This is a genomic window from Pandoraea commovens (assembly GCF_902459615.1).
In the GTDB taxonomy this organism is placed as follows: domain Bacteria; phylum Pseudomonadota; class Gammaproteobacteria; order Burkholderiales; family Burkholderiaceae; genus Pandoraea; species Pandoraea commovens.
Genome location: NZ_CABPSA010000003.1, coordinates 453,584 through 475,987, shown reverse-complemented (window position 1 = coordinate 475,987; position 22,404 = coordinate 453,584). Strand labels below are relative to the sequence as shown.

Genomic DNA, 22,404 nt, shown 5'->3' with positions numbered 1-22,404 from the left:
GGCGAGCCCGGCCCCCCCGGGGGGGCGCCGGTGCACGTCGGAGAGTCTTACTCGGGTGCCGTCCAGACCACGTTCGCGCCGACCGAGCACAGATTCTCGACGAAGCGCGGGTGGGCGCGGCGGATCGGCTGAGCGTTCTTGATGGTCGACTGACCGTCGATGCTCGCGGCCACCATCAGCAAGGCAATCGCCACGCGAATGATGTACGGGCTTTCCACGACGGCAGGCGACAGCGGCACGCCACCGAACGTGATCAGCCGGTGCGGATCCGACTGGAACACGTGCGCGCCGAACTTCGACAGCTCCGTCGACCAGCCCATCGCGCCGTCGTAGACCTTGTTCCAGAACATCGCGCTGCCTTCGGCCTTCACGCCCAGTGCGATGAAGATCGGCAGCAGATCCACCGGGAAGTACGGCCACGGGGCCGCTTCCACCTTCGTCAGAATGTTCTGCGTGAACGGGGCCTGCACCTTGAGCTTGCCCTGCGCCGTGGCCGTCGACCAGCCGTCGCGGTGCTCGACCTTGATGCCGAACTTCGCAAACGTGCGGTCGATCAGCGGGAACTGATCGGGGGCCGTGTTCTTGACCGTGATCTCACCGCCGGTGATTGCGCCGAGCGCGAGGAACGTGGTGATTTCGTGGAAGTCCTCGGCGAAGCGGAATTCGCCGCCGCCGAAGCGCTCGACGCCTTCAATCGCCAACTGTGACGTACCGACGCCTTCGATGGGCACGCCCAGCATCTGCATGAAGCGGCAGAACTCCTGCACGTGCGGCTCGGACGCGGCGTTGTTCAGTTGCGAGCGACCCTTCGCGGTGGCGGCGCACAGCACGAAGTTCTCGGTGGTCGTCACCGAGGCGTAGTCGAGCCAGTGATGGATCGCCGGGCGGGCCTCGTCGGCGTGAATCAGCAGCGAGCCGGCGGTGCGCTCGACACGTCCGCCGAAATGGCGCAGCACTTCGATGTGCGGATCGATCTCGCGCACGCCAAGCGTGCAGCCCTTGATGTTGTCCTCGATGCGCGCGACGCCGAAACGCGCGAGCAGCGGCGGCACGAGCATGATCGACGAGCGCATCTCTTCGGGCAGATGGTCGGTGCGCGGATCGAACTTCGTATTCAGATGGTGGACGTCGAGAATGCCCGCGTCGAAATCGACGCTCACGTCGCTGCCGAGCTGACGGAAGATGTCGAGAATCTTGCGAACATCGGTGATCTCGGGCACCCCGATCAGGCGCACGGGCTGGTCGGTCAGCAGCGTGGCGCACAGCACCGGGAGAACGGCATTCTTGTTGGCGGAGGGCGTGATGCGGCCGCGTAGCGGCTGGCCGCCGTGGACTACCAGATGGGACATGGGCTTCCTTCGGGCTTGGTGCCTTAATACGTTCGAGCGGGGGGCGAAAGTGGCTGGCGGGCCGCAGGCCCGTCGCGATCAGGCGCAATATACTCCGATTTGGGCATCCGTCTCATGCAACACTCGCACACGTGGTGTGATGTCGGGTCATGCCTCGCCCGCGAACGCCTCGGCGAAGATCGCACGGAAGTCCGGCGTCTCGGCGGCCGCAGCCCGCGTCAGCACCCGCGCTTCGAGTTCGTCGAGGTGCGCGGTGGCCAGCGAGATGGCCGCCTGCGTCTCGCCGTCACGCAGTTGGCTCACGAGCTGCGCGTGTTCGGTGGGCGCGCAATGCATGAATTCCGCCGGGTCATACAGCGCCTTGTATAGCTCCGTCTTGGCGACGAGCTGATGCGCGAAGGCATCGAGTTCCGCGCTGTCGGCCATGCCGATCAACTTCAGATGAAACTCGCCCGCGAGACGGATCGAGCGCTCATGCGTGCCGTCGGCGTGCGAGCGCGCTTCGGTCTCGACGTGGGCGTCGAGCACCGCGAGCTGCGCGTCGTTCAAGCGCCCGCAGATGCTCGCAATCACACCGGTTTCCAGAACGCGTCGCGCCCGGTAGGTCTGGCGGATGTCGTCGAGCGAGGGTTGCGGCACGAACGCACCGCGATTCGGTTCGAGCACCAGCTTGCCCTCGAAGCCGAGTCGCGCGAGCACCTTACGCACTGCGCCGCGTGTGCAATCGAGCGCCTGCGCCAGATTGCGTTCGCGCAGCGGCATCCCCGGCCGGAGCTTGCCCGAGAGCAACGCCTGCGAAATCGCGGCGTACACGCGGGCCTCGATCTGCTGACCTGCGCTGCCCGGCGCGCCATCTCCCTCGACGTCGACCGCTGCCGGGTCCGGCTCCGTGATGGGGGCGGCCTGAACGCGAGGGGCGTTGTCAGACGCGGCGGTGAACGAGGGCGGTGCTGCGGTGCGGCTCAAGCCTGATCTCCTGAAATTTGGCCCTTCACATCAAAGTGCGCGGGCGTGGGGCGAATTGTACCTGCCGCCCCGGGCCATCCGATATGGCGTGACATCGCCGATCGACACCCATCCGACACCAACCTTCCCACGATGCCCATTTCCCGGAAAACCCTAGGTTTGGCCTCTGCGCGCCACGCGACCTTGCATTTCGGCAAATCGTTACCGATAATGGTCAACAAAAATGGTTAACCATTTATCGATGTTTGGTTGATGATATGGCAAATTTTCGCGATGTGCCATTCCCCGCGACGTCGACGACATGGGCAAAGCCACCGAACGCATCAGGCCGCCGGGATTGCAAACGAGCGGCTGCCTTATGAATCCTTTGGGTCTGGAGACATCATGAAACCTGTACATTGCCTGGCCGCGCTTCCTATCGCGGCCTTTTACAGCGGCGGCTGGCTCGCCGAACACGTGGGCACCCGGCTGGCCGGGCTACCTTTTCTGATGACGTGGAACATCGTGTGGCTGTTGCTCACGTCGGTGATCATGCTCGTGATGTTCCGCTTCGACGGTTCGCGCGATGCGGCCCAGCGCACAGCACAACAAGTCGCGAGCGAGCGCCGCGACCACGACGGAGCCGCATCATGAACGCCGCACTTGCCGTCATCGCGGCGTTTCTGGCCTTTGCGCTTTTCGTGGGGCTGCGCGCGCGTCGCGGGCGCACGATGAGCCTCGAACAATGGGCGGTGGGCGGCCGGGGCTTCGGCACGCTGCTCGTGTTCCTGCTGATGGCCGGTGAGGCCTTCTCGACCTTCACGTTTCTGGGCGCGAGCGGCTGGGCGTACAGCAAGGGACCGCCCGCGTTCTACATCCTCGCTTACGGGGCGCTCGCGTACCTGCTCGGCTACTGGATGTTGCCCGCGGCGTGGCGTCACGCGACGAAGCACAACTGCGTGTCGTTCTCCGACTTCTTCGCCACGGCGTACCGGTCGCGGGCGCTGGGCGTTGTGGTGTCGCTGGTGGCCGTGCTGGGCATGAGCGCGTTGCTCATCATTCAGTTGCGCGGGCTGGGCATCATCGTGTCCGAAGCGTCGTACGGCACGATTCCTCCGGCCGTGGCGATCTGGTGCGGTGCGATTGCGATGGTGGTCTACATTACCGTGTCGGGCATTCATGGCTCGGCGAGCATTGCGATTTACAAGGACATCCTGATCCTCGTGATCGCGATCTTCCTGGGCATCTATCTGCCGCTGCATTACTTCGGCGGTTTCGGCGAGATGTTCGACCGCATCGAGGCGGCGCGTCCGGGCTTCCTGCAAATGCCCACGAGCGGGCTGACGCTGTCCTGGTACAACTCGACGATTCTGCTCACGTCGCTCGGCTACTACCTGTATCCGTACGTCTTCACGTCGGTGTATGCCGCGAAGACGGAAAGCGCCGTGCGCAAGAATACGATTCTGATGCCGCTGTATCAGATGGTCATCGCGTTCATGTTCTTCGTGGGTTTCGCGGCCATTCTGCAAGTGCCTGGACTGACCGGTGCGGACTCGGATCTGGCGTTGCTGCGCATCGTCAAACAGACGTTCTCGCCGTGGTTCGTCGGCGTGATCGGCGGGGTGGGGGTGTTGACCGCGCTGGTGCCCGGTTCGATGATCTTGCTCAATGCGTCGACGCTGATTGCCAAGAACATCTATCGCGACGGGTTTGCGCCGCAGGCGAGCGAAGCGGTGATCGGCAAACTGGCCAAGCGCGTGCTGCCGGTCTTCGGTCTGGTGGCGGTGTTCTTCGTGCTGCGTGGCGGTGCGACGTTCGTGGCGCTGGCGCTGTTTGCATCGAGCCTGCTCACGCAGTTGTTCCCGTCGTTCGTGGCGAGCTTGCTGCCGCGTCCGTTCGGCAATAAGTATGGCGCGTTTGCAGGGATCGGCGCGGGCGCGCTCGTGTTGCTGGCGGCCGTCGGGTTCGACGTCACGCTGCGTATGTTGCCCGGCGCGTCGGATACCGTGGCGTCGATCAACATGGGGCTGGTGGCGCTGGCGGTGAACGCGGTGACGTTCGTCACAGTGAGCATGCTGACTCGCTCGCAGAATGTGGACGGGAATGTGGACGGAAGCAGCGTTGATAGCGACGCCGAAGCAGGACTCTTGAGGAAAGTATGACAACACTGGAAATTCGCAATGCGCGCGGGCTGGACGGCACGTCGGTGGATGTGCGCGTCGAGCACGGCAAGATTGCGGCCATCGGGCCGTCGTTGCCTGCATCGGTCGACGGCACTGACGGCATCCCCCGCAGGATCGACGCGCGCGGCGCTTTGCTGATGCCCGGACTGGTCGAGGCGCACACGCACCTCGACAAGACAACATGGGGCATGCCCTGGTACGTGAACGAATGCGGCTCGCGACTCATCGACCGCATCGACAACGAGCGTCAGTGGCGTGCCGCGAGCGGCCACGATGCCGCAGCGGCGTCGCTCGCGCTCGGTCGTGCGTTCCTCGCGGCAGGGACCACGCGGCTGCGCACGCACGTCGACATCGATACCGACGCAGGCCTGCGTCATCTCGATGGCGTGCTGGTCACACGCGAGACGCTGGCGGACACGCTCGACATGCAGATCGTGGCGTTCCCGCAATCGGGCGTGCTCGATCGCGAGGGCACCGTCGAATTGCTCGATGCGTCGCTCGCGCGCGGGGCAGATGTACTCGGCTGGCTCGATCCGTGCGCCATTGACCGCGACCCGAAGGCGTCGTTCGACGCGATGTTCGCGCTTGCCGACAAGCATGGCTGTCCGGTGGACATCCATCTGCACGAGCCGGGCGAGATGGGCGTGTTCTCGTTCGAGTTGATGCTCGAGCGCATTGTGGCGCTGGGCATGCAGGGCAAGGTGGTTGTGTCGCATGCTTTCTGTCTGGGCGAACTCGACGCCGCGCGCGCCGACGCATTGCTGGCGCGTCTGGCCGATGCCGGGGTGGCGCTCATCACGACGGCACCGCCGTCGCGCGTCGTGCCGCCGCTTATGGCGTGCCGTCGTGCGGGTGTGACGCTGGCCGGGGGCAACGACGGCATTCGCGACACGTGGACGCCGTACGGGTCGCCCGACATGCTGGAGCGCGCCATGATGATCGGGCTGCGCTACAACCTGCGTCGCGACGATGAACTGGACATCGCGCTCGATTGCGTGACGCATCAGGGCGCACGTGCGTGCTGGTTCGACGATTACGGTCTGCACGTGGGGGCGCGCGCCGACCTCGTGCTGGTCGATGCGCTGAACGCGGCGCAGGCCATCGTGACGCGTGCGCCGCGTCGCTGGGTGGTGGCGAACGGTCACGTCGTCGTGAGCGAGGGCGTGGTGGTATGACGCTTTGGCTGGCCATCGTCGCAGTCGGGCTGACGCTGCGACCGACGCTCACCTCCATCAGTCCGCTGTTGCCGCAAATTCGCGAGGCGACCGGGATGACGTATCCCGTGGCGGCGTTGCTCACGTCGCTGCCGGTGCTGGCGATGGGCGCGGGCGCATTCGCGGCGAGCGGGCTGACGCGTCGCTTCGGTGAGCGTCGCGGTGTCTTGCTCGGTCTGGTGGCGCTAGCGCTTGCCTGTGGCGTGCGCTTTTTCGCCGACGATACCGTGACGATGATTGCGACGGCGCTGGCGTCGGGCATCGGCATCGCCATCATTCAGGCGTTGCTGCCGGGCGTCGTGAAGGCGAACTACAGTGCGGCGCGCATGACGTCGATGATGGGGTTGTACTCCGCTGCGCTCATGGGGGGTGGTGGCCTCGGGGCGGCGGCGAGTCCGTGGGCGGCGTCCGAGGCGGGCGACTGGCGCGTCGGGTTAGGTATGTGGCTTGCGGTCGTCGGCGTCGCGGCGCTGGCGTGGTGGCGCGCGCCGCTGAAGGTGCATGCCGTTGCCCAAGCCGTCGCCCCGGCCGCGCACACGACCGCTTCTGCCGAAGATCTGCGTGCGGCGTGCCGCGCCGCAACGACCGGCATTTCCGGCAAGCCGCCGTCGATGCTCGACCTGTTGCGCAAGCATCGTGCGTGGACGCTGGCCGTCTACTTCGGTCTCATCAACTGTACTTACACGACGATGGTCGCGTGGCTGCCGCCGTTTTATCAGCAGCGCGGCATGAGCGCGACGCAAAGCGGCGCGTTGCTCGCCGGACTCACGGCGTGTCAGGTCGTGGCGGCGTTGATGTTGCCGTGGCTGGCGCGGCGCAATGTCGACCGTCGCCGGTGGCTGACGCTCGCGCTGGCCGCGACGCTGGCCGGTCTCGCCGGGCTCGTCGTGGCACCGGACGCCGCGCCGTGGTGGTGGATCGGCGGCATCGGCTTCGGACTGGGGGGCACCTTTTCGCTCGGACTGGTGCTGGCGCTCGATCACCATGCGCACCCGCGTCATGCGGCTGCGCTCGCGGCGTTCATGCAGGGCGTGGGCTTTTGCATCGCGGCTGTGGCCCCGTTTGCATCGGGTGCGGTGATGGCGACGACCGGCAGCTTCATGCCGTCGTGGATCGGTCTCATCGTGCTCAACGTGGCGCTGATCGCACTGACGTGGCGCTTCGATCCGCAGGGCTACGCGTCGGCGCTGGGTCTGTCGCGAGACGGGCATGTCGGACGGCATCGAAGCGCCTGACGCCCTATGCCAGACTTGCTCCGGCGGTGGCGTCGATGAGCGATTGATGAGTTCGGGAATCATCCCGTGCGTTGCGCACGCGAGACAGGTAGGCGCGGTGCAAAAATCATGCGAGCACCTACGCAATCCGCGCTAAGATGGCTCATCGTGTGATGTCGCAGCGGAGCTTCGTCGCGAGACCGTCGCTCCCGGCCTAACCCGTTCCCTCGGTGGTTCGAGCTTAGCAAGATCAGGGACAAGTGCCCCTTGGGCCAGGTTGGCTGCGTGCTGCCGGAAACCAGGGGAGAACGGATGCTCGGAAAGTCGCGCAGGGCGGTGGGACGATCGTTCGGGACGTTACGCGTCGCGCTCGGTGCCTGCAGCGTCGGCGCGTCGCTGTTCGCAGCATTGTCGCTCGTCGCGTTGCCGTCTCACGTTTTGGCTGCCGACACCGTCTTTCCGGGGACCACGCCTGCGAAAGCCGCACCTGCGCCGTCCGCCGCATCCTCCGCATCCCCCGCATCGGCGAAACCCGTGACCGCGACCCCGGCATCCGCCGCGACCGGTGTCGATCAGCGCGTCATGCGCAGCGACGGCGCGTATGCCAACCTCCATGTCTTCCGTCCCCAAGTCGCCTGCAATGGCGTTGTGGTGGTGAGCCCCGGCGCGGGCGACGACCGCGACGCGATGTCGTGGCTCGGGCGAGCGCTCTCGCAATACGGCTGGCTGACGGTGACGATGGCGCATCAGGAGAGCGGACGCGATTCGCTGCGCGACCGGGTGCGCAACGGCGGTTTGCGCGACGGATTGCTGGCCCTCACTACGGACCCCGAAGCGTATGACGACCGTCTCGAAGATGCGGGGGCGGCGCTGCGCTGGGCGCGTAATCAGTGCCATGCAGGGCCTGCCGTGCTGGCGGGACATTCGATGGGCGCGGTGACCGTCATGATCGAGGCGGGTGCGAAGAACAAGCTCGGGCTCGACAGCGACGACCGCTTCGACGCCTACATCGCGCTGTCGCCGCAGGGTAAGGGCGCGATCTTTCCGGCGGGCGCGTGGCATGACGTTCGCAAGCCTGCCCTGCTCGTGACGGGCACGCGCGACGATCCGCTCGAAGGCAAATGGCAGACGCGCACCGAGCCTTTCGCCGACATGCCGCCCGGGTGCCACTGGCTGGCGGTGGTCGATGGCGCGACGCACTTCAACTTCGCGGGTTTCGGTTACGGACACGGCGATATCGAAGCGAAGATTCTGCCGTTGATCGAGCGGTTTCTCGACAATGTGCGCGGCCATCGGTGTGCCGTGCCTGCGCCCGCAGCTGGCGTGAAGTTCGACACGAAGTAAGACGGCGATGGCGGAACAGGACCTCACACGCGGCCCCATCGGCAAGACCCTGTTCTGGTTTTCGCTGCCGGTGCTGGGCAGCAACGTGCTGCAATCGCTCAATGCGTCGATCAATGCGATGTGGATCGGCCATTACCTTGGCGAGTCGGCGCTCACTGCGGCGTCCAACGCCAACATCCTGCTGTTCTTCCTGCTGGGTGTCGTGTTCGGCATCAGCATGGCCAACACCATCCTCATCGGTCAGTCCATCGGCGCGAAGAATCCCGAACTGACCCGGCGCATCGTCGGCACGAGTGCGACGTTCTTCGTCCTGCTGTCCACGGCCGTGGCGGTGTTCGGCTACATCTTCACGCCGGAGTTGCTGCGCGTGCTGGGCACGCCGAGCGATGCGCGTGAGTTTGCGGTGGCGTATCTGCGCATCATCTTCGTGGCGTTGCCGGTGATGTACTTCTATAACTTCGTGATGATGGCATTACGCGGGGCGGGCGATGCGCGCACGCCGTTCCGTTTCATGCTGTTGTCCGCCGGGCTGGACGTCGCGCTCAACCCGCTGCTCATCTTTGGCTGGGGGCCGATTCCGCCGTTCGGCATTGCGGGGTCGGCGGGCGCGACGCTCATCGCGCAGACCGTGAGCCTTGCTGCGCTCATGTACACCTTGTACAAGCGCCGCGATCCGTTGTGGCTCACGCGCAAGGATTGGAAGTATCTGCGGATCGACATGGGGTTGCTGCGGCTGATCGTCGTCAAGGGTTTGCCGATGGGGTTGCAGATGGTGGTGATCTCGTCGTCTGCGATGGTCATGATGGGATTCGTCAACGGCTATGGATCGCAGACCACGGCGGCCTACGGGGTCGCATCGCAGTTGTGGACGTACGTGCAGATGCCCGCGTTGGCGATCGGTGCAGGGGTGTCGTCCATGACGGCGCAGAACGTAGGGGCGGGCTTGTGGGATCGTGTGACGAAGATCGGGCGTGTGGGCGTCGGTCTGAACTTCGTCATGACCGGCACGCTGGTGATCGCGATTCTGTTGTTCAACCGTCAGTTCATGAATGCGTTCTTGCCGGACGACGGCTACGCCATTTCCGTCGCGCAGCATATCAATGCGGTGGTGGCGTGGTCGTTCGTGCTGTTCGGCGTGACCATCGTGCTCTTCGGCGTGGTGCGGGCGACGGGGGCGGTGGCAGCGCCGCTCGTCATCCTGTTCGTTTCGCAGTGGGTGATCCGGCTGCCGTTTGCGTGGCAGATGCAAAAGACGTGGGGCGCGGAGGCGATCTGGTGGAGCTTCCCGCTCGGGTTCGGTGTCTCGCTCGTGATGGCGCTCGCGTTTTACAAGTGGGGCAATTGGCGCGGTGTGCGCATGTTGCCCAAGGGGCCACCTGCCGTGGCGCAGAGCAAAGATGCGGCGGGGGCTGCTGCCGGACCGGCGCCTGTGCCCATTCCACCGACCTCGCCAACGGCCGGGCCGTCCTTGTCCCCTAACACGCAGAACACGCAGAACACGCAGAACACGCAGAACACGCAGAACGAACCGCGTGCCTGAAGAATCTCCCTCACGCTTTGCCTTCCCCTTTGTCACTGCACATTCGCGACCCAAGGCGATGCGGATTCTGTCAGCGCCGTGCGCAGCCAGTTCAGCAGTGTTGCCTTCGCCGGATTGTCGGCAAACGGTTCGCGCGAGAGTGCGACGTAGCCTGAGCCATCGCGGATGAAACCTGCGGGGGCGACGAGGCGTCCGGCGTTGAGTTCGTCGCACACCATGTAGACCGATCCGATGGCGGCCCCGAGGCCTGCACCGGCGGCTTGCAGACTCAGATAGAAGTGTTCGAACGGCGGCGTTGCCGGGTTGGCGCTCGTCTCGAAGCGTTCCAAGTGCTTCAGGCGTTCGGGCGACGACGCGGCGCGCATGGCGCGCTGCCAGTCCTGCCAAGCGTGCGCGCGCGTGCGCGTGTGGAGGTGCGAAATCGGTGGCGAGTCGAAGGCCGAAGGGAGGCCGACGGGGCCGATCCATTCGTCGGCAAGCGGCTCGGCGATGAGCGAATGTCCCCAGAAGAAGTCGTTGCGTCGAATGGCGACATCGACACCGGCGCTTTCGAAGTCGAGCGGGCCACCGGCCGAGTGGAGGTGAAGGGAGATGCCGGGGTGGGCTTGCGAGAACGAGGCGAGGCGGGGGATCAGCCACCGCATGGCTAGGGTGGGTTCGCAGGAGACGACGAGCGTGTCCGAGGGCGACGGGGGATGAAGCGAGGCGACCGTGGTGGCGAGTTGCTCGAACATCTGCCGGGTCGTGGCGTGGAGTTTTTCTCCGGCGGTGGTCAGGAAGACAGCGCGGTTACGGCGTTCGAAGAGGGGGAGGCCGAGGGCGAGTTCCAAGGTACGGATTTGTCGGCTGACCGCGCCGTGGGTGACGAAGAGTCGGTCGGCGGCGCGGGCGAAGCTGAGTTTGGTGGCGGCGACGTCGAAGACCTGAAGGGCGTTCAGGGGAAGGGAGCGGTGTGCGGATCGCGTCATACGTGAGAAATTATCACGGATAGGCGGGCCAATTGATCGTTTTTCCGCGGAGGTGGAAATGGCGAGAATGCAGCCTGAGAAGCGGCGGTTCGGATGGGCGAAATAAGAACGTAGACGCAAAAGGTGCGATGAGCGGGGGACCAGGGCCCTGTTCTGAACCGAGTTGGGTCTATGTCTGAGGGGCGGAATAGGGCCCTGGTCCCGCGCGGCGCCGAGTACGGAACGGGAAGTTCGGGCACAAATAAGAAAGGTGAAAGAAAGTCATGCAAGAGCTGATAGCGGTAATGACGATCACGGTCTTGGCGGTGATCAGTCCGGGTGCGGATTTTGCGATGGTGACGCGCGAGAGTTGGCGTCATGGTCGGCGCGCCGGGTTATGGGCGGCGTTGGGGATCGCGGCGGGCGTGCAGGTGCACGTGGCGTACACGTTGGTGGGCGTGGGGCTGCTGATCGTTCAGGTGCCGTGGCTGTTCACGGTGATCAAGTGGATCGGTGCGGCGTATCTCGTGTACATCGGGTGGCGAACGTTGCGGGATCGGTCGCCGGTCGTGGATGTGACGCAAGAGGAGGGCGCTTCAGCTTCGTCACCATCACCGGAATCATGGGACGCAGCCCCCGCCCGCTGGCGCGAGGCGTTGCAGGCGTTCCGCACCGGCTTTTTCACTAACGCATTGAATCCGAAGTGCACCTTGTTCGTGGTGAGCACCTTCACGCAGGTCGTTCACCCGGGCACGGGCTGGGCGCTCGGCCTCGCGTACGGGGCGTTCATGTCGTTTGCGCATTGGGCGTGGTTCAGCCTGGTGGCGCTGGGGTTCTCGGCGGGATGGATGCGCGAGGCGATGGTGCGGCGACAGCATCTCGTGAGACGAACCATCGGCGGCGCGCTGATGACGTTGGGCGGGTTACTGGCGATGGCGAGTCGCTGAAGGCGGGGCGGGGTGGGCAACGGGAACGGCTTTCGGACGATTCCGCCCCGAATGCCATAAAAATGGCGCAGGAATGGCCAAAAAATGACGGAAAACTGGCAGAAGTGAGAGTGAGAAGGGAGTGAAATCCTTTCATTTCGCGGCATGGTCACAAAAAGTCACAAATTTGTGACGCGCCGGAAGCACCGTCACAGCAGACGATTGGGGTAATGTGAGTACCCGCTTCGAAGGTTTTGCCGATGCATCTTTAGTCAATCGGTGAATGAACGGGTAAAATTGCGCGTTCGGCGCACGCTGGCTGTGGCCAGCACGCGCGTTACATGCCATTCCCCACTGCCGATGGAATTCCTGCTCAACGCGGTTCCCCGCAAGATTTCCCACCGTGCCCTACACCTGGCGATTGCCGGCGTACTTAGCGTCTGTGCGCTCGTCTCGGGCGCGGCGCATGCATTCTCGTTCGACGACGTCGCCAAACAAGCGCGTACGCTGGCGAACAACCGCTATAAGCCCAAGGATCCGAATCTCCCCAAAGAGCTTCAGAATCTGACCTACGACCGCTATCGCAACATTCGCTTCAAGCCTGAAAAGGCGCTGTGGCGTGCGCAGAAGCTGCCGTTCGAGCTGATGTTCTTCCACGAGGGTTCGTATTACGACCGCCCCGTCAAAATCAACGAACTGATCGGCAACAGCGTGCGCGAAGTGCGCTACAGCCCCGACATGTTCGACTTCGGCGCACTCAAGGTCGACCCGAAACAACTGCGCGGCCTCGGCTTCGCGGGTTTCCGTATTCACTTCCCGGTCAACACGCCCAAGTACAAAGACGAAGTCATGGTCTTCCTCGGCGCGAGTTACTTCCGTGCGCTGGGCAAGAACCAGACGTATGGCTTGTCGGCTCGCGGCCTCGCGCTCGATACCGCACTGAATTCCGGCGAAGAGTTCCCGCGCTTCACTGAGTTCTGGATTCAGCGTCCCGCACCCGGTGCGAAAGAGCTGACCATCTACGCGTTGCTCGACTCGCCGCGAGCGACCGGAGCGTACCGCTTCACGCTGCGCCCCGGCGTCGACACGACCGTCGACGTCAAATCCGAACTGTACCTGCGTGAAAACGTCACCAAGCTGGGCATTGCCCCGCTGACCAGCATGTTCTTCTTCGGCGAAAACCAGCAGGCCCCCGTGCCCGACTATCGCCCCGAAGTGCATGACTCCGACGGCCTGTCCATCCAGTCCGGCACAGGCGAATGGATCTGGCGTCCGCTCGTCAATCCCAAGCGGCTGCTGGTGTCGTCGTTCTCGCTGTCCAACCCCGGCGGTTTCGGGCTGGTGCAACGCGACCGCGATTTCACCAACTATCAGGACCTTGAAGACCATTATGAGTTACGTCCGAGCGCCTGGGTCGAACCGAAGGGCAAATGGGGACAAGGCCGCGTAGAGTTGGTCCAGATTCCCACGCCGGACGAAACGAACGACAACATCGTCGCCTATTGGGTGCCCGATGCACCGCCCAAGCCCAAGCAGCCGTTGTCGCTCGAATACCGGCTCTCGTGGCAAAAAGATAACGATAAGCGCCCGCCTTTGGCGTGGGTGACGCAAAGCCGCCGGGGACACGGCTACCGGGGAAAACCAGACGACAGTCTGCTCTTCGCGCTCGACTTCGAAGGCCCGGGGCTCAAGAAGCTACCGGAAGATGCCAAGGTCGAAGGCAATGTGTCCATCGATGGCAATGGCAAGATCCTCGAAGTGCAGACGCAGCGCAATGACGTCACGGGAGGCTATCGCGTCATGCTTCGCATGCGCCGCCTCGATTCCGAGAAACCCGTCGAAATGCGCGCTTACCTGCGCAACGGCAGTAACACCCTATCCGAAACGTGGAGCTACCTGTTACCCCCCGAGTGAGCGACCGCTCCGACATTCCGGTCGACGAACTTTACGTCGACCGGTTGCCCCTGCCCGCCGAAAAGCGTCGTGCGCTGCTCGCACAAGCGAAGCATGACGGCGGCGATTCGCTCGACGTTCTGACCCGCTTGCAGCGCTTGCTCGCTGCGCGCGGTTCGAACGTCGCAGGCGAGGCAACCGATACGATCGATACGACCGATACGATCGATACGACCGCGACAGCTTCCGATGGCACGGAGGCCACCGCGACCGCCGGTCAGACCGACGGCGCCACCACGACGGTGGCGACGGCGGCGTGGCACGCCCACGATCTCGCCGAGATCGAGTCCGACAGCGACGCGGTACTCGCGTCGCAACCCGTGCGCCTCTCGCTCACGGAAGGCGGCTCACTGGCCGCTGCCGCAGGCCTGAACGAAGTGCGCGGCGTGCAGACGCTGCGCGTCTCGCCGCCGGTGCGCCGCACGTCGCTCATTCCGCGTCCGTGGTCGCTCAATCCGCTCGCACGGCTGTGGCGCAAGCTCATCGGTCGCAAAGACCCCGATCCGCTCGTGCGCGACGCCCCAGATCCCAAGGGACGCTGGTCGCAGGCAGGACGTCGTCGTCGCTGGATGCTGCTCGCGCTGATGATCGCGCAGACGGCGCTCGCCACGCACTTCATGGCTTCGGTGCTGCCGTATCACGGCGCCGATCCGCTGGAGTTCTCGGTGCTCGTGCTGTTCGTACTGCTCTTCGGTTGGGTCTCGGCCGGTTTCTGGACGGCCATCTTCGGCTTCTTCGTCCTGCTGTTCGGCGGCGAGCGTCACATGATCTCGAAGATGGCGGCGGGTGACGCGCCCATCGAGCCCGATGCGCGCACGGCCATCGTCATGCCGATCTGTAACGAAGACGTCGGCCGAGTGTTCGCCGGTTTGCGCGCGACCTACGAGTCGCTCGCCAAGACCGACTCGCTCGAACGCTTCGACTTCTTCATCCTGTCGGACTCCAACGAGGCCGATAACTGCACCGCCGAAGTCGACGCATGGCAGGCGCTGTGCCGGGAAGTCGGTGGCTTCGGGCGCATCTTCTATCGTCGGCGTCAGCGCCGCGTGAAGCGCAAGAGCGGCAACCTCGACGACTTCTGCCGTCGCTGGGGCAGCGATTATCGCTACATGATCGTGCTCGACGCGGATAGCGTGATGAGTGGCGAATGCCTGACGAAGCTCGTGCGCATGATGGAGGCGCATCCGAGCGCGGGCCTGATCCAGACCGCGCCGCTCGCTGCGGGCCGCGAAACGTTCTACGCGCGATTGCAACAGTTCGCGGGGCGCGTCTACGGCCCGCTGTTCACTGCGGGGCTGCACTACTGGCAACTCGGTGAATCGCATTACTGGGGCCACAACGCGATCATCCGCCTCAAGCCGTTCATGGAGCATTGCGCGCTTGCGCCGCTACCGGGCAAGGGCGCGATGTCCGGCGCGATTCTCTCGCACGACTTCGTGGAAGCCGCGCTCATGCGACGCGCAGGCTGGGGCGTGTGGATCGCCTACGATCTGCCGGGCAGCTATGAGGAAATGCCGCCGAACCTGCTCGACGAACTCAAACGCGACCGCCGCTGGTGTCAGGGCAACCTGATGAACTTCCGGTTGTTCCTTGCAGAAGGCATGCACCCGGTGCACCGCGCGGTGTTCGTCACCGGTGCAATGGCGTATGTGTCCGCGCCGCTGTGGTTCATCTTCCTGATTCTCTCGACGTGCATGTTGGCCCAGCACACGCTGGTGGTGCCGGAGTACTTCACGGCGCCGCGTCAGTTGTTCCCCGTGTGGCCGGAATGGCACCCCGAACGGGCGCTGGCGTTGTTCTCCGCGACGGCGACGCTGCTCTTCCTGCCCAAGATCCTGGCGGTGTTGCTGATCTGGGTGAAAGGGGCGAAGCGCTTTGGCGGTGCCTTCGCGGTGACCGTCAGCATGTTCATCGAGATGGTGTTCTCTGCGGTGCTCGCACCGGTGCGCATGCTGTTCCATACGCAATTCGTGCTGGCGGCGCTCACCGGTATCGCGATCCAATGGAAGTCGCCGCCGCGAGAAGATGCCGAGACGCATTGGGGCGAAGCGATTCGCCGCCACGGACTGCAAACGGTGATTGGCATGGCGTGGGGCGGTGTCGTCTACTGGCTCAACCCGGACTTCATCTGGTGGCTGATGCCGATTGTCGGCTCGATGATGATTTCGATTCCGGTGTCGGTCTTCTCCAGCCGTGTGTCGCTGGGGCGCGGACTCAAGCGTGCGCGCCTGTTTCTGATTCCGGAGGAGTCATGGCCGCCCAAGGAACTGCGCATGACGGAGAAGTACACGAGCGAGGCGGGTAAGCACGTCGACTTCGTGGACGCCGTGGTCGATCCGATGGCCAACGCGCTGGTGGCGTCGAGCGTCAAGCCGACATTGGACGATGCGAAGCGCGACGCCTTGCGCGCCGACCGTGTCGAGACGGCGCTGCTGCGCGGCCCGACCAAACTCTCGAACACGCAGAAGTGGGAGTTGCTCAACGATCCGCGCGCATTGGCGGCGCTGCATCTGCTGGTGTGGACCGATCCCCGCGCGCATCCCGAGTGGTGCGACGCACGCGCCAACGGGTTGTCGCAGGGTTTCCTCGCGTCCGCCTGAGGGTTGCAAGCAAGGTCGGCGAGATAAAAAAACGGCAAGGCATCGCGCCTTGCCGTTTTTTCATGGATGCGGCGAATGCCGTTGGCCGGATCAGCGCGGCGGCAGAAAGTCGTTCGGATTGAACGGCGTGCCTTTCTGACGCACCTCGAAGTGCAGCTTCACGACGCCGTGCGAGTCGGTGTCGCCCATCTCGGCGATCTGCTGCCCCTTGCTGACCGACGCGCCTTCCTTCACGCGCAGCGCGCGGTTGTGGGCGTAGGCGGTGAGGTAGCCGTTTTCATGCTGAACCATCACGAGATTGCCGTAGCCGCGCAATCCATTGCCCGCATACACGACCTTGCCCGCCGCAGCGGCGTAAATCGGATCGCCTGCCTGGCCGCCGATGTCGATGCCTTTATTGCTGCTGCCGTTGTAGTTGGCGAGGATTCTGCCGGTCGCGGGCCACGTCATCGGAATCTTGTTCGTCGCCGTACGCGGTGCGGCGGGGGCTGGCGCGGGTTTCGGCGCAGGCTTGGCCTGAGGACGAGGACGTGCCGCACCCGACGACGCGCTGCCGCCTGAGGATGCCACAGCCGCCGGGGCACTCGACGATCCGGGCGGTGGCACGACGCGCAACACCTGACCGACTTCGATCTTGTCGGCGTCGGACAGACTGTTCCAGCTCACCAGATTGGCCGTGCTGGTATTGTTGGCGCGGGCGATGCCGTACAGCGTGTCGCCGGACTGCACACGATAGCTGCCGGCTGGCACTGGGCCGTAGTTCGGCGTGCCGGCGCAGGCGGCGAGCGTGGCGCAAACGGCCAGACTGATCAGGTGGGTACGGCAGCGGGCAAGCCATCGCGGCTGGCCGGACATGAGAATTTCAGGTTGCGATCGCAGGGATCGCGCGAGGTAAATAGGCTCCATCCGTGGGCAGGTTGAAAAAAACTTGAGGGTGGAGGCCCGCTGACGGTCGCAAAACGCGATGGCCGGCCAACTTTCGCTGGAATGTGCGCAGTAGGGGAAAAACGTCGGAAAACGGTTTCACACAGCACAAAACATGGGCCAAACGGGCGACAACGGCACGGGCGCGGGACAAAACGCCTATTGTACGGGCTGCGATTGTCGGTCGGACATTCAAACAGTGCCCAAATTCCCCGCTAATTGCGGAAATTGTTACTCTTTTTACGGCATTTTCCCGGTTGACAAGCATCGGTCCACCGCGTATAAAACAGCTTGCAGATTGTCAAGCCGCGAAGTTGTTGTCAGACGTAGTTTTCCTGCTTCTCGCTGGTTTCTAGTCCTTCATTTTCCCTTGATTGTCAGCGCTTCACGAGGTCAATTCCGACCTCAGGCTATTGTTTTATTAGGAAAAAACATGGAAACCGGTACCGTTAAGTGGTTCAACGACGCAAAGGGCTTCGGCTTTATTACCCCGGACAACGGTGGTGAAGACCTGTTCGCTCACTTCTCCGAAGTGAAGGTGGACGGCTTCAAGTCGCTGCAAGAGAACCAAAAAGTGTCGTTCGAGGTCAAGACTGGCCCGAAGGGCAAGCAAGCTGCGAACATCAAGCCGGTTTAAGGCTGATTCGCTTCACGTGATGCCGCGCTAGCCTTCGGGCGGCGCAGTATCCCGCGACCGACAGGCCCGATGACGAAAGTCATCGGGCCTGTTTGTTTTTCGGCACGCCGTCGTGCGGTTTGACGAGATCCCGCAGATTCGCATGAGACGTGCACGCGAACGATGTCACCGTCACGGTTCGACGCTACAATGCCTGATCGAATTCGCGTAAGCATTTTTCCGGGGCAATCATGAGCCTGCAAACGTGGTGGCTATACGTAGTCACCGTTTTTTTCGTCTCCGCCACGCCGGGCCCGAACATGTTGCTCGTCATGACGCATGGCGCGCGCCACGGGCTGCGCGCATCGCTCGGCACGATGGCCGGTTGCATGACGGCGCTGATCGCAATGATGTCGATTTCTGCTGCTGGTCTGGGGGCTGTGCTTAAAGCCTGGCCGATGCTGTTCGACACGCTGCGCTATGTAGGCGCGGCCTATCTCGTCTACCTCGGTTACAAGAGTTGGCGCTCGCCGGTGAACGCGCAGGACGAGGCCGCCAAACTCGCGACGCCCGCGCTGGTCGCCGATTCGAGCTTCGGCAAACTGTTCAAGTCGGGCTTCCTCGTCGCAGCCAGCAACCCCAAAGCCATTCTTTTCGCAGCGGCATTCCTGCCGCAGTTCATCGATCCGACGGCCGCCAAGCTGCCGCAATTCTCGATCCTGCTCGGCACGTTCGCCGTCATCGAGATGAGCTGGTACATGGTCTACGCGACAGGCGGGTTGCGCATTGCACCGTATCTGCGTGAGGCGCGCGTGCTCAAGGCATTCAACCGCATCAGCGGCGGCGTGTTCATGGGCTTCGGCGCATTGATGGCTGCGGTGCATCGCTGATCGGCGGCGCAGCACGGGAAAGGTAAGGAAAGGGCGTGGAATGGCCCGAGTGTGGCGCACGGCACGGGGAGCGGTAGGCTCGTGCGCCGGAGCACTCAATATTTCCGGCCAGTGACCGTTAACGTTCATGACCAGATGCATGAGACGGCTTTATTACGTACGGTGGGCGAGGTTGCGCGCGCGCCGTCACGGGGACAAATAGAAGATCAGGTATGGAAACGACAGAACCGCAGGTGACACCGGCGCCCACGGACGAAGAGTCTCAACTGCATGACTCGTATCGCATCAGCAACCCGCTGGAAATCGGCGGCGTGCTGCGTCATCTGGCGACCCGCGGCGATTTCATGACGGTGTACTTCGCGAACGGCCAGCGTCAGCTCGTCACGCGACTCCTCAAGGTCGAACCGCAGGTGCGCGGTTTCTATTTCGACTGGGGCGGCATCGAGACGGAAAACCGGGCACTGCTCGCCAACAAGCGCGCGTTGTTCGTCGGGGTGCCCGAAGGCATTCAGGTGCATTTCCCCATCGGTGACGTGGAGGAGCGCGAGTACGAAGGCTATCCCGCGTTCTATTCGTCGTATCCGGAAACCCTCGTGCGCTTGCAGCGTCGCGACTATTTCCGTGTGAAGACGCCGATCCTCGATCCATATCAGTGCACGGTCAAATTCCCGGACGACACGCCGATGCGTCTCGCGGTGTTCGATCTGTCGCTGGGGGGCGTGGGGCTGCGCACGAAGGCTGAAGCTGCCGCCGAGATTCCGAAGGGATCGATGCTGATGCACGTCGAGATCGAGCTGCGCGACTACGGGACCGTGCAGGTCGATCTGGAAGTGTGTGCGGTGCGCGCCGTGCCGCTCGCTAGGGACATCGAGTATCACATCGGCTGCCGCTTCATCGCGCTGTCGCGTACGGCCGAGTCGCGTCTGCAAAAGCTGATCACGCAACTCGAACTCAATCGCAAGGCGTTCGCTCGGGGCTAAGGTCTGCGGCGAAAGCAGTGACGTCATCCGACGTTGCTCGACAAAAATGGGCGGCCTTTCGGTCGCCCTTTTTGCATCTTCGTGATTCGTTCAGCGCATTGCCCGTTTCCGATTGTCCTGAGATCACCCCGGCGCATGAATTCGCAGCGCCGGAATGGCGTGCAGCAGACGGAGCAAATCCGTTTGCCGACGGCATCCCGTCTTGTCGAAGATGTGCCGCAACTGCGTACGCGCCGTATTGATGGCGACGTTGGCGTCCTGCGCGTATTGCGTCAGCTCACGGCCCTCGGCGAGGGCCTGGGCGAGACGTGCTTCCGCCGGAGACAGCCCGAACAGCACCTTGAGCGTGTAGGGCCCGAGCGTGACGCGTCGGTCGAGTTCCCCGATCGTGAGCATCGCCATCGGCTTTTCCCACGGTGCCGCGCAAGCGTGCGACTCGCGCAGCGGTAGCACTGTGACGACCCAGTGTTGCTGATTGTCGCCTTGCAGACGATGGCTGCCCGCGACCGGCATCGGCGCCGTCGCATGGGCAATGAGGCGCCGCATGGCCTGTTCGTCGCTAGGCAGCACGGCAGTGAACTTCCCACCGCGAATGCAGACGTTGCGCGTAGCGGCAAGACGTTGATGCGCGGCCACGTTCAGATAGTGCGCATGCCCCGTCTCGTCCGTAATGACGATGGCCATGTCCAGATGGTCGAGCACCGCCATGCCGATGGCCGCCTGCGCCTGCAAGTGACGGGTGCCCGCCCGCAGACGTGCCGCGCGCGCGATGTGCTTTGTCAGAATTTCCAGCTCGGGGGCGTCGTCGGCGTCTTCGAATGGCACATGATCGGGGGCACGGAATACCGCGAGCAACTCGCTGGTGCCGTCGGCCCCGTCGAGATGCATGCCGTACGTGTAACGCACGCCGTGAGGAATCAGAAAGTCGTTGAACAGCTCGCTACGGGCCACGTAGCGATCGCTCAGGTGATGGTGACATCGCATGGCATGACCGACCGGCTGTTGCAGCATCAGTGCCACGCGCGGATCGGTGGGGGCGAGTTTCTCGACGAACTCGCGGATGAGGTCAGGGGAAGCGTCAAGTGAGTTGGAGTCGCGCGTCGCACAGTGACGCGCGCGATCCCACGTGACCGAATGGAAGCCGATGCCACCGGCCCACCGGTTGAATTCGCGCAATGCCTGATCCCAACGCGCTTCGTCGAGCACTCCGTCGTAGCAAGTGCCGATCAGCGCGTCGAGAGACAACTTCCCCGTGTCGTCCATCGTCGCCTCCCCTGGCTTTGTTTTGACGAACTAGTGTCCTGCCATACCCGCGCCAACCTACGTAACCCTTGTGATTGCCTCTGACGGGCCTGTTACGCATAGTGGGTATTCTGGCAAGCGACCTGACGGGGATCAATCGGGGTCAATGCTCGCGTTGTTGCACCGCCACATCAGGGGGTTCCCCGCGTGCTTCCCGAACGCCGTCCGGGTAGATGCGTACGAGCACGATACGCGGCCCCTGCATCTTCTTGACGACCACCGAGAAGCCCTCGAAGTCGATCTTCTGGCCCTCACGGGGCAGATATCCCAGCGCGTTCATGATGAGTCCACCCACCGATTCGGCGTGCTCGCTTGGAATATCCAGGCCGAGCGCGCGCTCCAGTGTCAGGATCGGTAAGCTGCCGCGCCCGATGAGCGTGCCGTCTTCCATGCGAGTCCAGTCGTCTTCCGTCTGACGGAATTCATCGCGAATCTTGCCGACCAGCGCAGAGAGCAGGTTGTCCAGCGTGAGGAAGCCGATGGGCTTCTGGTCTGGCCATCCCACAATGGCAAAGTGCGGTGCACCCCGGCGGAAGCGGCTGAACAGCTCGCGTGCAGCCATGTCGGGCTTCACGCGCTCGACCGGACGCGCCATGCTGCCCAGATCCTCGATGGACTGGCCGTGATGCTCGGCGAGGAACAAATCCTTCAGGTGGACCACGCCGAGGACGGTTTCGCCGTCGTTGTCGAAGAACGGATAGCGGCTGTAGCGATGGCGGTACGCCGTGTCCATGTTCTGCGTGAACGTGGCGTTACGACGGAAGGCCGCAACTTCGCTCATCGGACGCATCAGGTCGGACACCGTCAGATCGCTGAAGTCGATGGCGTAGGCGACCACGTTCCAGTCGTCGCGCGAGAGCTTTTCGCTCGATGCACCCCGGCGCACGATCAGCTTGATTTCGTCGGCCGAGTAATGGGCGTCGGTGCCATGCGAGGGATCGAGGCCGGTCCAGCGCAGCAGGCGGTTGGCACTGTGGTTGAGCACCCAGATGGCCGGGTACATCAGCCAGTAGAAGCCGTACAGCGGCGCGGCCGTCCACACGGACACGGCTTCGGGCATGCGCAGGGCCATCGACTTCGGCGCGAGTTCGCCCACGACGATGTGCAGATACGAGATCGTGAAGAACGCGATGAAGAACGCGAGCGCGTGGATCAGTTCGGGAGAGCTGACGCCGACCAGTTCGAACAGCGGTGTGAGAATGCGGGCAAACGCGGGTTCGCCGATCCAGCCGAGGCCGAGCGAGGCGAGAGTGATACCGAGCTGACACGCAGAAAGGTAGGTATCGAGCTGGCCGTGGACCTTGGCCAGGATACGTCCGCGCCAACCTCGCTGGCGGGCAATGACATGAACGCGCGTCTGGCGCAGTTTGACGAGGCCGAATTCCGCCGCCACGAAGAAGCCGTTGAGAAACACCAGCAGGATCGCAGCGACGATCAGTAAGAAGTTTTCCAAAATATAGGGAATGGGACGACAGGC

At 63.7% G+C, this 22,404-nt stretch carries 18 protein-coding genes and 1 pseudogene; 12 read left to right on the top strand and 7 right to left on the bottom strand.

Features of this window, described 5'->3' with window-relative positions:
* Positions 1-47: 47 nt before the first annotated feature.
* On the bottom strand, positions 48-1,349 hold the full coding sequence (locus PCO31010_RS12500) for a UDP-N-acetylglucosamine 1-carboxyvinyltransferase (RefSeq protein WP_150576086.1): 1,302 nt from the start codon (positions 1,347-1,349) through the stop codon (positions 48-50).
* A gap of 147 nt (positions 1,350-1,496) precedes the next feature.
* A complete protein-coding gene (locus PCO31010_RS12495) occupies positions 1,497-2,315 on the bottom strand; it encodes a GntR family transcriptional regulator (RefSeq protein ID WP_246184573.1) in 819 nt (272 codons plus the stop codon).
* A gap of 384 nt (positions 2,316-2,699) precedes the next feature.
* On the opposite strand from PCO31010_RS12495, the gene PCO31010_RS12490 reads away from it, so the two are divergent.
* The 6 genes from PCO31010_RS12490 (at position 2,700) to PCO31010_RS12465 (ending at position 9,789) form a co-directional block, all read left to right on the top strand.
* Positions 2,700-2,948, top strand: coding sequence for a DUF3311 domain-containing protein (locus tag PCO31010_RS12490; protein WP_150664526.1), 249 nt, complete (start codon positions 2,700-2,702; stop codon positions 2,946-2,948).
* Positions 2,945-4,456, top strand: coding sequence for a sodium:solute symporter family protein (locus PCO31010_RS12485; protein WP_246184572.1), 1,512 nt, complete (start codon positions 2,945-2,947; stop codon positions 4,454-4,456). The genes PCO31010_RS12490 and PCO31010_RS12485 overlap by 4 nt, the downstream gene beginning before the upstream one ends.
* Positions 4,453-5,652: an amidohydrolase family protein gene (locus PCO31010_RS12480; protein ID WP_150664525.1), complete on the top strand. Its 1,200-nt coding sequence runs from the start codon at positions 4,453-4,455 to the stop codon at positions 5,650-5,652. The genes PCO31010_RS12485 and PCO31010_RS12480 overlap by 4 nt, the downstream gene beginning before the upstream one ends.
* A complete protein-coding gene (locus PCO31010_RS12475; protein WP_150664524.1) occupies positions 5,649-6,926 on the top strand; it encodes an MFS transporter in 1,278 nt (425 codons plus the stop codon). The genes PCO31010_RS12480 and PCO31010_RS12475 overlap by 4 nt, the downstream gene beginning before the upstream one ends.
* Positions 6,927-7,217: 291 nt before the next feature.
* A complete protein-coding gene (locus tag PCO31010_RS12470) occupies positions 7,218-8,249 on the top strand; it encodes an alpha/beta hydrolase family protein (protein ID WP_150664523.1) in 1,032 nt (343 codons plus the stop codon).
* A gap of 7 nt (positions 8,250-8,256) precedes the next feature.
* Positions 8,257-9,789, top strand: a complete 1,533-nt coding sequence (locus tag PCO31010_RS12465; RefSeq protein ID WP_150664522.1) for an MATE family efflux transporter — start codon at positions 8,257-8,259, stop codon at positions 9,787-9,789.
* 32 nt (positions 9,790-9,821) lie between these two features.
* Here the strand turns inward: PCO31010_RS12465 and PCO31010_RS12460 are convergent, their stop codons facing one another.
* A complete protein-coding gene (locus PCO31010_RS12460) occupies positions 9,822-10,523 on the bottom strand; it encodes a LysR substrate-binding domain-containing protein (protein WP_246184591.1) in 702 nt (233 codons plus the stop codon).
* An 84-nt stretch (positions 10,524-10,607) separates the two neighbouring features.
* Positions 10,608-10,757 (bottom strand): annotated as a pseudogene (locus PCO31010_RS26955) (LysR family transcriptional regulator); the annotation flags it as partial.
* A gap of 263 nt (positions 10,758-11,020) precedes the next feature.
* On the opposite strand from PCO31010_RS26955, the gene PCO31010_RS12455 reads away from it, so the two are divergent.
* From PCO31010_RS12455 to mdoH, 3 genes are all read left to right on the top strand, one after another.
* Positions 11,021-11,683 (top strand): LysE family translocator, encoded by a 663-nt coding sequence (locus PCO31010_RS12455; protein ID WP_150664520.1) that lies wholly within the window; start codon positions 11,021-11,023, stop codon positions 11,681-11,683.
* 339 nt (positions 11,684-12,022) lie between these two features.
* A complete protein-coding gene (locus PCO31010_RS12450) occupies positions 12,023-13,576 on the top strand; it encodes a glucan biosynthesis protein G (RefSeq protein WP_246184571.1) in 1,554 nt (517 codons plus the stop codon).
* Positions 13,573-16,215 carry a glucans biosynthesis glucosyltransferase MdoH gene (mdoH, locus tag PCO31010_RS12445; protein ID WP_246184570.1) on the top strand — a complete coding sequence of 881 codons (2,643 nt, stop codon included), beginning with the start codon at positions 13,573-13,575 and terminating at the stop codon, positions 16,213-16,215. Before PCO31010_RS12450 ends, mdoH begins: the two co-directional genes overlap by 4 nt.
* Positions 16,216-16,305: 90 nt before the next feature.
* On the opposite strand, the gene PCO31010_RS12440 is transcribed toward mdoH, so the two are convergent.
* Complete coding sequence (locus tag PCO31010_RS12440) at positions 16,306-17,070, bottom strand: peptidoglycan DD-metalloendopeptidase family protein (RefSeq protein WP_150664519.1); 765 nt, start codon at positions 17,068-17,070, stop codon at positions 16,306-16,308.
* A 502-nt stretch (positions 17,071-17,572) separates the two neighbouring features.
* Between PCO31010_RS12440 and PCO31010_RS12435 the strand changes: the two genes are divergently transcribed.
* From PCO31010_RS12435 to PCO31010_RS12425, 3 genes are all read left to right on the top strand, one after another.
* A complete protein-coding gene (locus tag PCO31010_RS12435) occupies positions 17,573-17,776 on the top strand; it encodes a cold-shock protein (protein WP_039392958.1) in 204 nt (67 codons plus the stop codon).
* 230 nt (positions 17,777-18,006) lie between these two features.
* Positions 18,007-18,645 (top strand): LysE family translocator, encoded by a 639-nt coding sequence (locus tag PCO31010_RS12430; RefSeq protein WP_039401294.1) that lies wholly within the window; start codon positions 18,007-18,009, stop codon positions 18,643-18,645.
* 212 nt (positions 18,646-18,857) lie between these two features.
* Positions 18,858-19,625 carry a flagellar brake protein gene (locus PCO31010_RS12425; RefSeq protein ID WP_150664518.1) on the top strand — a complete coding sequence of 256 codons (768 nt, stop codon included), beginning with the start codon at positions 18,858-18,860 and terminating at the stop codon, positions 19,623-19,625.
* Between the two features lie 123 nt (positions 19,626-19,748).
* Here PCO31010_RS12425 and PCO31010_RS12420 read toward each other — a convergent pair whose 3' ends face one another.
* Together PCO31010_RS12420 and PCO31010_RS12415 are read right to left on the bottom strand one after the other, a co-directional pair.
* A complete protein-coding gene (locus PCO31010_RS12420) occupies positions 19,749-20,888 on the bottom strand; it encodes a helix-turn-helix transcriptional regulator (RefSeq protein WP_150664517.1) in 1,140 nt (379 codons plus the stop codon).
* 142 nt (positions 20,889-21,030) lie between these two features.
* Complete coding sequence (locus tag PCO31010_RS12415; RefSeq protein ID WP_150664516.1) at positions 21,031-22,380, bottom strand: hemolysin family protein; 1,350 nt, start codon at positions 22,378-22,380, stop codon at positions 21,031-21,033.
* Between the last annotated feature and the right edge of the window lie 24 nt (positions 22,381-22,404).

Bases quoted from the DNA above. Each gene is read 5' to 3' on its own strand.
- PCO31010_RS12480 (WP_150664525.1), top strand. From the start codon at position 4,453: ATGACAACACTGGAAATTCGCAATGCGCGCGGGCTGGACGGCACGTCG.
- PCO31010_RS12455 (WP_150664520.1), top strand. From the start codon at position 11,021: ATGCAAGAGCTGATAGCGGTAATGACGATCACGGTCTTGGCGGTGATC.
- PCO31010_RS12430 (WP_039401294.1), top strand. From the start codon at position 18,007: ATGAGCCTGCAAACGTGGTGGCTATACGTAGTCACCGTTTTTTTCGTC.
- PCO31010_RS12435 (WP_039392958.1), top strand. From the start codon at position 17,573: ATGGAAACCGGTACCGTTAAGTGGTTCAACGACGCAAAGGGCTTCGGC.
- PCO31010_RS12465 (WP_150664522.1), top strand. From the start codon at position 8,257: ATGGCGGAACAGGACCTCACACGCGGCCCCATCGGCAAGACCCTGTTC.
- PCO31010_RS12460 (WP_246184591.1), bottom strand. From the start codon at position 10,523: ATGTTCGAGCAACTCGCCACCACGGTCGCCTCGCTTCATCCCCCGTCG.
- PCO31010_RS12475 (WP_150664524.1), top strand. From the start codon at position 5,649: ATGACGCTTTGGCTGGCCATCGTCGCAGTCGGGCTGACGCTGCGACCG.
- PCO31010_RS12420 (WP_150664517.1), bottom strand. From the start codon at position 20,888: ATGGACGACACGGGGAAGTTGTCTCTCGACGCGCTGATCGGCACTTGC.
- PCO31010_RS12470 (WP_150664523.1), top strand. From the start codon at position 7,218: ATGCTCGGAAAGTCGCGCAGGGCGGTGGGACGATCGTTCGGGACGTTA.
- PCO31010_RS12500 (WP_150576086.1), bottom strand. From the start codon at position 1,349: ATGTCCCATCTGGTAGTCCACGGCGGCCAGCCGCTACGCGGCCGCATC.
- PCO31010_RS12440 (WP_150664519.1), bottom strand. From the start codon at position 17,070: ATGTCCGGCCAGCCGCGATGGCTTGCCCGCTGCCGTACCCACCTGATC.
- PCO31010_RS12490 (WP_150664526.1), top strand. From the start codon at position 2,700: ATGAAACCTGTACATTGCCTGGCCGCGCTTCCTATCGCGGCCTTTTAC.
- PCO31010_RS12485 (WP_246184572.1), top strand. From the start codon at position 2,945: ATGAACGCCGCACTTGCCGTCATCGCGGCGTTTCTGGCCTTTGCGCTT.
- PCO31010_RS12450 (WP_246184571.1), top strand. From the start codon at position 12,023: ATGGAATTCCTGCTCAACGCGGTTCCCCGCAAGATTTCCCACCGTGCC.
- PCO31010_RS12425 (WP_150664518.1), top strand. From the start codon at position 18,858: ATGGAAACGACAGAACCGCAGGTGACACCGGCGCCCACGGACGAAGAG.